The 13773-nt window shown below is 52.3% G+C and carries 9 protein-coding genes and 1 tRNA gene; 4 read left to right on the plus strand and 6 right to left on the minus strand.

The window, feature by feature from the left end; genetic code table 11:
- Nucleotides 1–23 precede the first annotated feature (23 nt).
- From KTT_RS25265 to KTT_RS25280, 4 genes are all read left to right on the plus strand, one after another.
- Nucleotides 24–1985, plus strand: coding sequence for a hypothetical protein (locus KTT_RS25265; RefSeq protein WP_126600016.1), 1962 nt, complete (start codon nucleotides 24–26; stop codon nucleotides 1983–1985).
- Between the two features lie 51 nt (nucleotides 1986–2036).
- Nucleotides 2037–2109: transfer RNA gene (locus tag KTT_RS25270), tRNA-Met, on the plus strand.
- A 195-nt stretch (nucleotides 2110–2304) separates the two neighbouring features.
- Nucleotides 2305–3321: an ATP-binding protein gene (locus tag KTT_RS25275; RefSeq protein WP_126600018.1), complete on the plus strand. Its 1017-nt coding sequence runs from the start codon at nucleotides 2305–2307 to the stop codon at nucleotides 3319–3321.
- Nucleotides 3314–4444, plus strand: coding sequence for a vWA domain-containing protein (locus KTT_RS25280; protein WP_126600020.1), 1131 nt, complete (start codon nucleotides 3314–3316; stop codon nucleotides 4442–4444). The genes KTT_RS25275 and KTT_RS25280 overlap by 8 nt, the downstream gene beginning before the upstream one ends.
- 98 nt (nucleotides 4445–4542) lie before the next feature.
- Here the strand turns inward: KTT_RS25280 and KTT_RS25285 are convergent, their stop codons facing one another.
- The 6 genes from KTT_RS25285 to KTT_RS25310 form a co-directional block, all read right to left on the minus strand.
- A complete protein-coding gene (locus tag KTT_RS25285; RefSeq protein ID WP_126600022.1) occupies nucleotides 4543–4827 on the minus strand; it encodes a hypothetical protein in 285 nt (94 codons plus the stop codon).
- A 241-nt stretch (nucleotides 4828–5068) separates the two neighbouring features.
- Nucleotides 5069–5569, minus strand: coding sequence for a hypothetical protein (locus KTT_RS25290; RefSeq protein WP_126600024.1), 501 nt, complete (start codon nucleotides 5567–5569; stop codon nucleotides 5069–5071).
- Between the two features lie 75 nt (nucleotides 5570–5644).
- Complete coding sequence (locus KTT_RS25295; RefSeq protein ID WP_218031009.1) at nucleotides 5645–7396, minus strand: haloalkane dehalogenase; 1752 nt, start codon at nucleotides 7394–7396, stop codon at nucleotides 5645–5647.
- Nucleotides 7397–9343: 1947 nt separating this feature from the next.
- On the minus strand, nucleotides 9344–9601 hold the full coding sequence (locus KTT_RS37780; protein ID WP_126600026.1) for a WD40 repeat domain-containing protein: 258 nt from the start codon (nucleotides 9599–9601) through the stop codon (nucleotides 9344–9346).
- Nucleotides 9598–10041, minus strand: a complete 444-nt coding sequence (locus tag KTT_RS25305; protein WP_126600028.1) for a WD40 repeat domain-containing protein — start codon at nucleotides 10039–10041, stop codon at nucleotides 9598–9600. The genes KTT_RS37780 and KTT_RS25305 overlap by 4 nt, the downstream gene beginning before the upstream one ends.
- Before the next feature lie 76 nt (nucleotides 10042–10117).
- Nucleotides 10118–13363 (minus strand): WD40 repeat domain-containing protein, encoded by a 3246-nt coding sequence (locus tag KTT_RS25310; protein ID WP_160146129.1) that lies wholly within the window; start codon nucleotides 13361–13363, stop codon nucleotides 10118–10120.
- Nucleotides 13364–13773: the final 410 nt, after the last annotated feature.

Genomic DNA, 13773 nt, shown 5'->3' on the forward strand with positions numbered 1-13773 from the left:
TTGTACTTGGAAAGCTTGCAATCATGGATGATGAACTCCTGCCACCCTCTGCTTTCACCGAGGCAGCAGATATAAATACGCTCGCGAAGCGCCTGGAGGAACTGGCGCGTTTTCCTGCTCTCCAGCTTCTGATCGCCGCCAATCCGGCCACGCCCGCCGCTGTCTTAGCACAACTCGCTAAGGTGAGCAAGATGGAGGTCCGGCGTGCAGTGGCCATGAATCCAAACGCGCCTTTGCAGGTTCTGAGCCAGCTCGCGGGAGAGTTTCCGGAAGAGTTTTTGCGCAATCCTGTGTTGCCCATGCTGAACATGGTCAAGCCGGGCTTTATCAAAGAGCTGCCTTTCCTGGCCTGGGCCGGCCTGCTCAGATTTGAACATCTTCCATCCTCCTGGTTCCAGCAGATCAAAACCGCTAGCAGATATCAGCGTAATCAAGCCGCAATCTGGAAGTTGATACAGTTGCACGTCAGTCAGGCCGGCGAGGCGCACGAACTGTTGGTGCTTCCCGCAACCAGCAAAGCCCCTCGACCGTGGAAAGCCGTGATTCAGGATGAGCTAAAGCTCGATCTTCATGCGGCAACCGGGCCCGCAACCCTGGCTCCAGAAGATGAGGTAGAAACGCTTCTGCTCTTTGGATTGCTTGTTCCGTACGCAGTACCGATGTTGAAAGAACAATGGGTGTGGGCCGCGCGTACCGCGGGGCGCCAGACAGGAAGAATGCTCGCTTCCACCATGGCGGTTGGTGGAAAAATGCTCGCGCGGTTGGCGCAAGAGGAGAGTCTCTTTGTACGTTGCCAGGTAGCGCGCCACCCCCATGCTTCTGCGAAAATCCTGGGCCAGCTGGTGACCTCTCATCATCCAGAGGTCCGGAGTGCGGTGGCCAGCAATCCGCACACACCGGCCGAGATAATTTCCACACTGCTTGCCGACTCGCAAAGTGTGGTGCGGCGCGCGGCTGTCTCGCACGCAACCGTGACAGCCGAGGACCATAAAATGATGGCGCGAGACGAGGAGAGCACCGTGCGGGCCGCGCTCGCTGCTCTCCACCAACTGGATAACACACTCCTGACACAGCTAGCCGATGATCCAGCCGCCACGGTGCGCGCTGCCGTAGCGCGCAATCTCCACGCGCCCCAGGAGATCCTGGCAACCCTGGCCGGCGATGACAGGCCAGCGGTGCGCGCTGCTGCTGCTGGCAATCCTTGCCTGCCTGTAAAACAGCATACCATACTGCTCAACGATCCCGAGGAAGCCGTGCGCGCTCGTTTGGGTAGCAATGCCTGCCTGTCTGAGCAAGACGCGGTCCAACTGGCACGGGACACCTCGCTAGCTGTGCGCGCATCGCTCGCAGCCAATCCACGTACACCCATACCGCTGCTTGATCAGCTCTGGCAATCAGGTGAGATGGCCGTCTGGCTTGGCCTGGCGCGGAATCCCCGACTCTCTCCTGATCAGCTGACGCAACTGGCGGCACAGGGTGATCTGCGTGTACGCACCGCGGTGGCCGCGCACAAACGAACGCCGCCAGAAGTGTTACGCGAGCTGGCGCTTGCTGACCGGCGTAACATCTGGTACGCATTGGCGGCCAATCCGCACACGCCGCTCGATGTGCTGGAACATGCCCTCTTCACATCCGATCTAGAACTCCGGTTGCGCCTCTTCACCCATCCAACCATGGTGCGCAACCAGCGCCGCCCGTTTTTCACACTGCTGGCCGGAAAGCTCCAGCAACTCATTGTTACGAATAATCTGCCGGACTGGCTACGGCGCGTGGTATTCCAATATTACACAGCACTGCCTGCGATCCTTCTAGAGCCATTAGCCAGTTCACCCTACTGGGAAGAGCGCTATCTGGTCGCGCGCCATTCCCACACCTCAGAAGTGCTCCTCCACAAGCTTGCCCACGATGGTATCTGCTATGTACGCGCAGCCGCGCGGGATGCGCTCACAGGCCGGCGACAGCACTCACGCACGTCTTCCCATTGACAGTGCTGCCTATCTCAACTATAGTGGCTCTATCGGATCTTTCCGATCGACCTGGGTGTAGCTCAGTGGTAAGAGCTGGGGACACATAAGCCTCGTGACACTGGTTCGAATCCAGTCACCCTGCGTCGTTGGTGGGGGCGTGGTGCAGCGTCAGCACAGTATCACCACAGATACAAAACGCCAGGTTGAACTCCTGGCCACCTCCACCTTTGCTCAGGTAGGGGTACGCTGCACACTCTTCCCTCTTTCTCGAAAATCAATGAGAGGGCATAAACATGTTCAGAGAGACATCTCGAGCAGAGAAACGGAGCCATCGACGATGACGCCAGATGCACTCGCGGCCTTTTTACACAAACTCGTTCAACACCGCCTGATGTTCAGCACAATGATCTGGGGAGCACCAGGCATTGGGAAATCGAGTATCGTGGCCCAGACGGCGCAGGCGCACAACATGGAGATGATCGACCTGCGGCTCTCGCAACTGGCCCCGACCGATCTACGCGGCCTGCCTGTGGCTGACCGAGAGTCCATGGTGTCGCGCTGGTATCCACCGGAGTTTTTGCCGCGCAAAGGACGCGGTATTCTTTTTCTTGATGAACTCAATCTTGCGCCGCCAGCCATGCAAGGGATGGCGCAACAGCTGATCTTAGACCGACGTGTTGGCTCGTACACTGTTCCCGAGCAGTGGTTTGTCTGGGCTGCGGGCAATCGCAAGGAGGATCGCGCGGCAGTGTTTGACATGCCCGCTCCGCTCGCCAACCGTTTTATTCATCTGACGGTCGAACCGGACTTTGAGAGCTTTAAAACGTATGCGCTGGGGCATCAGATCCATGAGCACCTTCTGGCTTTTCTCTCTTTTCGCCCGGCTCTGTTGCATAAACTTGATCCACAGCAGCCAGCCTGGCCATCACCGCGTTCGTGGATGATTGCGAACCGCCTGTATAAGGTTGGCCTGGATATCTCACATGTTGTCGGCGCTGGAACCGCCGCGGAATTTGCCGCCTTCCTCAAGCTCTATCATCAGTTACCCAACGTTGAAGAGATTCTGCAAGGCAATGGCAAGCGGATCAAGTTCCCTCAGGAGCCGTCTCAGCGTTATGCGCTTACCATGGCTCTGACGATGCGTGCGACCTCTTTGCAGGAGGGCTACCAGGCGTTTGAATGGATGAGCAGCAACGCCGGACAGGAATGGATACAACTCTTTGCCACCGACCTGTTCCGCCTGGCGCAGGCACGCAACGACCTGGGGCGCCTGGCAACTCTGGTGCAGCGCAATCAGCGTTTGCAGCAGATGTTCACGGAGTATATGGCTATGCTGGAGGAACAGGATGGATAAGGATGAAGTCTTTCAACGCCAGATATCTGCCGCGATTCTCCAGTTGCGCCTGCGCTCGCCTTTTTTCTCGACGCTGGCGCTCTTCTCCAGGGTCATTCCTTCGCGGAAGTTTCACACGGCGGCAACCGATGGACGTAACATCTATATCAATCCAAACTTCTGGCGCGCCCTGACCTCTGCGGAGCGTCTGGGACTGCTGGCTCATGAGGTATTGCATGCCGCCTTACTCCATGTGCCGCGCCGAGGTCAGCGCGACCCGCTGCTCTGGAATGTGGCTGCTGATATCGTGGTCAATGGCACGATCCTCGCCGAGCCTGGCTTTGTTCTGCCCAAAGGACATCTGCGCAGCCAGCAGCTTGAGCATCTGAGCGTCGAAGAGGTGTACTACAAACTTCATGCACAGCCAAATCTGCAAAAGTTGCTACGCCTGCTGTTTGCCGACCTGCTGGAACCAGATGGGGAGTTTGAGGCGAATGTCTACGCGGAACTGGAGCAGTATTGGCTGCAGGCTTTACAACAAGCCCGGGCGTTGCTTGAGGCGCAGGGGCAGGGGACGCTTCCGGCGGGATTGCTGCGCGAGATGGCCCATCTCAGTCCCTCCCAGCTAGACTGGCGCACATATCTCTGGCGCTTCCTGGTGCAGACGCCTACCGATTTCCAAGGCTTTGATCGCCGGTTCGTTGGTCAGGAGCTCTACCTGGATACGCTGGCTGGAGAAAAGCTGCGCGTCTTTATCGCCCTCGATACCAGTGGTTCGATCAATATAAAGGTGATGGCGCTTTTTTTAAGCGAGGTGCAGGCCATCCTGGGGGCGTATCCTCACCTGGAGGCCACGCTCTACTATACCGATGCCGCCTGCTATGGTCCCTATGAGCTCAGTGCCGAGATTCCGCTGCCCCGGCCTCAAGGCGGAGGTGGTACTGATTTCCGCCCCTTCTTTCATACGCTTGAGGGTGTGCTCGATGATCCCCATAACGGCGTGTGCATCTACCTGACCGATGGCTATGGAAGCTTTCCCGCTCAACCGCCTGCTCTGCAGACGCTCTGGGTGCTCTCACCTGGAGGCATCGGCACAGAACACGTACCATTTGGCGAAGCGGTTCGTCTACTGCCCGAAGCTTAATGCTCCTTAGTTTTTCTTTGACCGGTCTCGGGGGCTGTGTACATTGGAGGCTGCCTCGCCAATCGCTAGCGAGGCAAAGACACGGATCACCGGCGTAGCTACGGCTCAGCCAGCGCACTGACCGTGATTGGTATCCCTTCCCGGCACGAGGGATAGAGAAAGTGAAAGCCTATTGCTAGCAATGCGGAAGGATCAGCATGCACATTGGGAGGATTGGGCCCCCCGTAGGTAAAGGCGTTCATGAGCAAGAGAAAGGCGGCAAAAAAGGTCATGCCGTATTTGCCCCAGAATGTTGTTGCACGCGTTACACGCAGATACAGCCAGAGTCCACCCAACAGCACAATGGCTTCCAGACTGAACGCCAGTACAGGATAATTGTACAAACCAGAACCGACTTTCTCGCTATCACCCGGTAATCCGAGATCGGGACGGTGAACAAGAAAGTCAAGGACCCAGTGTGAAAAAACTCCCGGTGCTTATCACCAGTGCTGCTGCGTTTCGATGGACCTTCTGCCCCACAGGGATAAATCTGATGACACCGTTGGTTCACCTCTGTCTGTATCTCGTGTCTCCCCTGCCCCTCTCCTGTGTTAGTGGTTCAGCGGGGAGTGCATGAGATATTGTCTATGGTGTACTGATAGATGTGCGGCGTCGTTGCAGCGAATAGCGCCAGTACCAGCAGATGTGCATGCCCAGGACAAAGCAGGTGGTGAGGAAAAGGACGTTCGCTCCGATGAGGTCGACCAGCACGCCCTGTGTCCCGTTCGTGCTCAGCAAGTGCGATCCCTGATTGATAAGAAAGATTGCGGCCCAGATGCCGAGGCTCCAGGTTGTTCCCTGGACGATGATGGCATGGTTTGCTATGTCGGCCTGAAATTTTGCCATGCGCCCACTCATGATACCGATGATCAGACCAACGAACCCGCAGGCAATGAGCAGGGCAATATGCGTCACGTTACTGATGGCCGTATGCGAAAAACTGAGCATACACAGGGCAGTAATGATCAACATCCTCACCCATAATGCGCGTATGCTTGTGCGCTTTTCTTTCGATTGTAGCCACATAAGGATGGCAAGGAGCAATAGTAATATGAGCGGAAACGCCAGGTTGGTGAGTGATGGCATGAACGACCTCCTGAAAAGAGGGGCGTACCCCTCCACAGCCGGTGAGTTGCTGGGAGAGGTACGCCCTCAGATGATCTAGTCGACGCGCTGGTAGGAGTTTTCAAAATCATCCTGAATGAGATGGGCCTCTCCTCTCACGTTAAGGATGCAGTCCTCTGTAAGCCGACGAACGCGGTACTGCCAGCCAGATGGCAGATGCAGACGTGTCCCCAGCGTTTTCAGCTTCTCTTCGTTCAGTGTGGGGTCCATGATGAGCGAGTAGCTCTGCATGATATAGGTCGTGCCATCAGAAGCAACCAGTTCATAAACATCGCGACCACTGTTATAGACATACGTTGTCGTACGCTGGATGACGTTCTCTGTATAGGGCTTATGTTTGAGACCGCCAAGCATACTGGTCAGTGGTATCCGCAATGTTGCCATGCGCCGCATTTGCAACGCGCCCAAGGAGAACACTTCCCGTTCGGCATTCGCGCTTCCTATCTGATCCATCAGAAAGTAGCGTGGTCCATTGAGTATGACCGCGCGCGCCTTATAGGCTTTCTTAATCTCTTCAGCGTCCAGTGTCCTCCACAGGTCATCGGGACAATCGTTGAGACCCAGCGTATTGTAGACACTTGCCTCGATATGGCTCAGATGGCCGGTGACAAGCAAGACCTCGCCGTAGCGTGCATTGTGCATCTGCCCGTGCATTTGTAGATGCAGCTCGTCTTTCGCCGCGGTTGTCTGTGGCAATGGGTTCGCCTGTATAAAACTGACCACCTTCGCCGCCAGGATCTCGCCAATATCCTCCTGAATGAAGTGGCCAGCATCCGCATAGCGTTCGTGCGGTTGCCCTTGTGCGCCAGGAACATGACTGGTGATACGCTGCTGGTTTTCCGTAGACCCCATGTTGTGGTCATGCTCACCCGCAAGAAACAGAAATGGTTTCTGATACTCACCAAGCGCGTTCCAGGCGGGGACATTCTGCTCTTCTATCGCGGCGACCATCGAGGGGAAGGTGCGCACGGCTGCCTTGTAGATCAGGCTCGGATAGGGGGCGTCGTAGGCCGCCTTCTCTTCTGGCGCTAGTGGATGCGTAGCCATTGCCGCGAGGACCTGGCTGGGCGTGAAATTGGGCGAGGTCAGTGCGAAGAGAATCCAGCGTTGGAAGGAGGCGGCCCAGCTTTCAGCGCCAAAAACCTCCGGTATGGAAAAGTCACCTATCGAGCAATCGATCTGCACGGGATTGGGGACGCGGAAGGGATTCATGCCTTTGAGGATCATGGGGAGGGTTCCATTTGCCACGACGATGCGGGCGAAGCGTTCGGGCAGATCGCCCGCCACACGCAGACCCATCAGGCTGCCCCAGTCCTGGCAGAATAGAGTGATATTATTCAGGCCAAGCGTGTTGATAAAGTCTTTGAGGCGCTGGACGTGCTTCTCAAAGGTGTGGAAGCTGAGATCAACTGGCTTATCCGAGCGGCCCATGCCGATGTGATCGACCGCAATCACGCGATAGCCGGCGGCTGCAATGGTTGGAATCATTTTCCGATAGAGGTAGGACCAGCTGGGCTGACCATGCAAGAGCAAGACGACCTCTCCGTTTGCCGGACCCTCGTCGACATAGTGCATGCGTAGCCCCTCGACCATCGCATAGTGAGGCGCGAAGGGGTACCCGGCGAGATTGGCGAAGCGCTCCTCAGGAGTGCGTACAAAACGGATGCCAGCCTCTGTTTCGTAGACTGGAACTGAACTGTCATCTGGGACACAATCGGGTCGTGTGGGCGAATCGGTCAGTTTCCAGTTTGGATCACCAGCAGGAGTACTCAGATTCATGGTGCTCATAGGGAATTCCTTTCTTTTATGTACATTCGTACAAACATGGGTATCCAGAGATGCTTTACCTTTCTGCTTTTTCTTGTCCGCGCTAACCACTCATAGGCAGCCCGGCCTTCTCAAGCAATCCTGATCCTGGTATCTGTGTCTGTGCATGTTGTCCCACAATCGTAATCCTTTGGTTGACTCGCTAGAAGAGAAACATGTATACGCGTGTTCTTTTCTAGATTTGATAGGTGGTACATACACTGTTCCACAATGCGCTACAAATTTAGGTTTATTACCCTAATATTTATATTTAATTTTAGGGTAATAGCCCTAAAATATCAAGGTTATGTGGGCGAATTGTTATCGAGATTGGTGAGGAAAGAAAGAAATGGCTACGCGAGAAACAGCAGGGAACCAGACACAGCGTGGCACTGGAGAGAGGCGGCAGAAGACACGTGACCGGATCTTTGCGATCTATCAAAAATGAAGTATTGAGCATGGAGAACACTGGCATGATTATCAAGCTCAAGCATCTTTATCCGCAAATTCAAGGTTGACAAAGCAATAGCTTATGAAAGAAGAGAGATGCAAAGATGAATGCACAGATCATTGTCCTCGGCAGTTATATAACAGCAGCGCTTGGTAGTTACATACTTATCGCTCTGGGAGAGAGGTTCGTCACAATCATACATCCGTTGCCTATACTGGAATTTCTCCAGCATAGGCAACGGATTTGCTTGATCCTTGCTGTTCTTTGGTTTATCGCCGCGATGGCGCTGCCAGGGATCATGTTTCTCCTTACAAATAATCCTTTAAGTGTTTTCTTCCTCGACGCAGTTGCCCCTCCAACCCCCGTTCTGCTATATAGTATCAAAATGTGGAAAGAGAGAATGAATAAGCCCGTAATGCCTCATTAGTGGGTCTGATCAATCATTGACGAGCAAGAATATCAACGCATCTGCATTCATAATAACTTCACACCACCTTATGTAGACAAGAAATGGTAGCTATTAATGATACAGCTTCTTTCAATAGATGATTGCGTATGGAATTGTCTCCCATCAGTCAATGTGGATCTGCGTCATCTTCTGTGCAGAATGAGTTCGTCAAGGCCTTTCTCCTTTTCGCTATCCTCTTTCGAGGCGGATAAAGGTTTCCAAGACATCTGGTTGATGAGTATGTTGCACGAATGATGACGCAGAACTCAACAATGAGGCATATTATCTCTCATTATTCTTGATCAACATTCCCCTGCGATTCTTACCAGTTAAGGTAGGTATTTATGATCGCTACCCATATAATACAATAGCACCCTAATATGAGGCCACAATAAGCTATATCGGACAGCAAACACGGCGAAGCAGTGATATGGTTTATCGCTGGCAGCAGGGACGTTTACTCCCCAAGACAGAAACCGTCGAGGTATTGGTGCGAATTGGGTATAGTGAAGCAGAACTGCCACGCGAGTGGTGTGAAGACCTCTTGCGTGCAACCCATTTACACAGAGATGACCAACCTCTTAAACAAATTGTGTGGTTCAAAGAATCTCCGAACGGTCCTTTGCCAGTTGCCGCGCCTGGAGCATACGCGTTTGATTGTGTACCTTAACCCATAGGTTTTGCAGAATTTGCAAAACTATGCTTCCTTTTTCCCTGCAAAACTATGCTTCCTTTTTAGATGCGACGAAAAGCAAAAGCTAACTCTTCTGAAAATTGGCGAAATAGCCCAACCTATTTTCCGTATGAAACATAATAGGAAACGCATTTTCATTGTTACGCTTTTAGATAGCAAAGGGGCAAATGTTCCGTCCCTGGTTCCTAAAATTGGCAATTTCGATGGAGCATATGCTTTAGGAATTTAAGCATCTCGGCACATACTTATTAACCGTACAAGCAGGCGGCAATTGGGTAGTAGATATTAAACAATATGTATGATTACTAGAGGTGAAAGACAAATGGGAACAAAGACCTACCATAAACGCCAAATCATCGTTTTATTCTGGAGATCCGTTGATGCAATGCGTTTGCTATCCGGCGACCAGGTCAGCGTTTGTATTTCGGCGGTGTGTCCATAACAGGTTATCACTCTCTTACTAGTAAATGCCTCCCACACATGAACTGTCTTACCATATCCAGCAGACCCAAGATAGTGCTGATTGGGAGCCCAGGCTACATCTCTCACAATATCGCTATGCCCCTCATACATCGTCATTGTCTGCCCCGTCATTGCATTCCATACATGGACGACATGATCAAACCCGCTTGAGCCAGATACTTACTGTCTGCAGACCATTTGACGGTCAATATCTCATCTGTATGCTGGTTATAGATTAATTCAGGTGTGCCCGCGCTGGCATTATAGAGCGTGACTGTATTTTCCTGGAACGCTGCGATATGCCGACTATCTGGCGACCAGAGGCTACCAGCCGTGCCAGATAGCACATATTGAGCTTGATCGAGAGCCTGTGGTTCCAATTTTTGTGGACTGGTGGTTTTAGTGGTCGGAGTGTTAGCTTCATGATGGCCCGACATCTCTAGAACGGTCCTGGCAAACATAATGCCGGACAGCCCAAGGGAAAATTCACGCCGTGAAATCGCTAATTTTGCATCTTCACCAGCCCGGATAGTTTGTTCTCCGTTGTTTTTGATGAATTTTTCGTTTTCCACTGTGAGAAATGCCTTCTGTGAACGTGTATGCACATTCAACCTATCACACACCTAATAAATATACATTTTGGGACGATTATTCTTCAATTGCTCCTAGCAACTTGAGCGTAGCCTTTTGCACCTCTGTTAATCCTTGCACTTGCGTAATATTCATACGTTCATATGGTCTATCGATCCTCAATGTACGCAGACATGTACCAGTCAGCATATCCCAGAGACTAATTACTCCATCAAAACTGCAGCTAGCAAGCGTCCTACTATCAGGACTGAAAATCACCGAAGAGACCCTGTCGTAGTTATGACCGTGTAGGATAGCGAGACACTGACCGCTACTCACCTCCCACAAGCGCACCGTCTGGTCATCGCTCCCACTGGCAAGGGCTTTGCCATCAGGGCTAAAAACCACTGATCTGACTACGCTGGTGTGACCGTGCAGGATAGCGAGACACTTGCCGCTGCTCACCTCCCACCAGCGCACCGTCTGATCACCGCTGCCACTAGCAAGCGTCCTGCCATCAGAACCGAAGGCTACCGACCAGACCACACTAGTGTGACCTTGCAGGACGGCTAAACACTTGCCGCTGCTCACCTCCCACAGGCGCACTGTTTGGTCATCGCTCCCACTGGCAAGCGTCCTGCCATCAGGACTGAAGGCCACCGATCTCACCCAATGGCTGTGACCTTGCAGGGTAGTGAGGCACTTGCCGCTGCTCACCTCCCACAAGCGCACCGTCTGATCATAACTGCCACTGACAAGCGTCCTGCCATCAGGACTGAAAGCCACCGATCTGACCTCGCCAGTGTGACCATGCAAAATGGTGAGACATTGACCGTTACTCACCTCCCACAAGCGCACCGTCTGATCATAACTGCCACTGGCAAGCGTCCTGCCATCAGGACTGAAGGCCACCGATCTCACCCAATGGCTGTGACCTTGCAGGGTAGTGAGGCACTTGCCGCTGCTTACCTCCCACAGGCGCACCGTCTGGTCATCGCTCCCACTGGCAAGGGCTTTGCCATCAGAGCTAAAATCCACCGAAGAGACCCTGTGGCTATGACCTTGCAGGATAGCGAGACACTTGCCGCTGTTCACCTCCCACAGGCGCACCGTCTGATCATAACTGCCACTGACAAGCGTCCTGCCATCAGGACTGAAAGCCACTGACCAAACCTCGCTGGTGTGACCATGCAAAATGGCGAGACACTTGCTGCTGCTCACCTCCCACAGGCGCACCGTCTGATCATAACTGCCACTAGCAAGCGTCCTGCCATCAGGACTGAAGGCTACCAATCTCACCCAATGGCTGTGACCTTGCAGGGTAGTGAGGCATTGGCCGCTGCTCACCTCCCACAGGCGCACCGTCTGATCATAACTGCCACTGGCAAGCATCCTGCCATCAGGACTGAAAGCCACCGACCAAACCTCGCTGGTGTGACCATGCAAAATGGTGAGACATTGACCGCTGCTCATCTCCCACAAGCGCACCGTCTGATCACCGCTCCCACTGGCAAGCGTCCTGCCATCAGGACTGAAGGCCGCCGATCTGACCGTGCTGGTGTGACCATGCAGGACGGCTAAACACTTGCCGCTGCTCACCTCCCACAGGTGCACTGTTTGGTCATCGCTCCCACTGGCAAGCGCCCTACCATCAGGACTGAAGGCTACCGATTTGACCTCGCTGGTGTGGCCGTGCAGGATGGTAAGACATTGGCCGCTGTTTACCTCCCACAGGCGCACCGTCTGATCATCGCTCCCACTGGCAAGCGCCCTACCATCAGAACTAAAAGCTACAGAAGAAACCCAGTTAATATGTCCTCGAATAGTCTGCAATGGGAGACCACTTGCAGCATGCCAGATCCGGATCTCACCAGACGCCGTTCCTGCCGCCAACAAGTCTCCGTCTGGACTAAACGCCACAGAAAGAATACTTCCGAACGTATCGGTAAACACTGATGTAGCTAAATTGGCATAGGCAAAATTGACCTCAGGCATCTCCACCTCTTGCAGGTATGCTTGCCGCACCACCAGATGCGAGAAATCAAAGCCATACAGATCAGAGCCAGTTTGAACGAGCAGATTGAGGATATTTCCAACTTCGTAGTTGTTCTGCTGCTCTGGTAAATTGCGCAGCGCAACGAGTCTTTGCTGAAACTTCTCTTCCAGTTTTCTTCGACCAAGCATAGCGAAGAGCTTTTGCGCAATGACATTCAGGATCAGTTGAAATTGGCTCTGACGGATATAATCTTTTGTTTGTGCTTTCATCAGGGCATGGCTAGCAAAAAATGCTGGTTCATCTGTGATAATTTCCTGGACAATGCGCTCATTGAAACGGTCGGTGATGGCTTCCATGATAGCTGGCTGCAGCGTAAAATTTCCAGACCCGCTCTGCTCAATCAATGAACGACGTTGCAATGCTTCAATCGTGGTTAACATTTCTACTTTGGAGACAGATTGAACGACATCTCCACGTAGATCTTGTAATGATATGGCTTCACGCTCGATAGCCAGCCAATAGAAGACCTGTTGTTCTAATGGTGATAAACGTGCAAATTGTTCATCTAACAACGTACGTACATCTGGATATTCATGAGGTGAAACATCACTGAAATCTACCAGATATTGAGATATGAGTCCGCGATAGCCCTCACGAATGAGTGATGCGATCAACAGTAACGTTTGTGGATTGCTAGAAAGACGTTCAATCAGAATCTGCCAGGAGTGTTCATCTCCTGATAAGCCTCTCGTCTCTAATATGGCTCGCGCATCGTCTACATTCAATCCCCCTAGGCGATAGGAGCGGACGGACGTTTCCTTGCCTGCCAGTCTTGCAATCTCTTTTGGTTGCTCACGGCTTGTTACGATGAGACAACTCTGATGTCTGGTCTCTGCAATGTGATGAATGAATTTGCCATATCCCTCGTAGCCATCTTTGTACTCTGCCATACTGCTACCGCTTTTTAAGATCGCTTCGGCATTATCCAAAACGAGGAGACAGCGCTGTTTTTGTAACTGTGTCATAAGCAGGCGCATCTTTTCTTCCGTGTCTTGTGGAATCTGAATCTGTTGCGTTTGGATCAAAAATTGCAGACATTCTTGCAAGAAACGATCAAGAGGGGGAGCATTCAGGAGTGAACGCCAGAAAACCGCCCGAAAAACATGCAATTCTTGATCGATCAACCTGGCAACCAGGCTACTCTTCCCAATACCACCCATACCGATAATTGAGATTAAACGACAGCGATCGTCCACGATCCAACGTTTGAGAACTACAAGCTCATCTGCACGCCCGTAAAAATGTCCGACGTACGGAGCTTCTCCCATATCTATGATCTTTGCCTGATCCAGTGGAGCGATATCCGTAGTGATGATTTTCTCTGGCGCCAAAATCTGTGCGTCTAATGCACCTGATGGGTTGGGTACCGACACAGCAATCATAGCAACTGGTTGTATAAGCTTTTGCTCCTGTAAATTGTTCTGTTCCTTTTTCTTCTCAGAAGAAATGGAATGTAACCATTGAGCCAACGCAATAATGACAGCCAGTTCAGGGAGAATTATCGAAAGAAACACAGTATTTAAAGTATTAGGCCAATAAATGACCTTGAGATTTCCTAACACAATACATACCATGCTGATAATTAAGAGCAAAAGGAGCATAGATAGGATAATAGGAACAACAAATCGTACCCAGCCAGCATTCCTTTTTCTACGCATTGGTGGTGTGGACATACAAT

It is taken from the genome of Dictyobacter aurantiacus (assembly GCF_003967515.1).
Classification (GTDB): Bacteria; Chloroflexota; Ktedonobacteria; order Ktedonobacterales; family Ktedonobacteraceae; genus Dictyobacter; species Dictyobacter aurantiacus.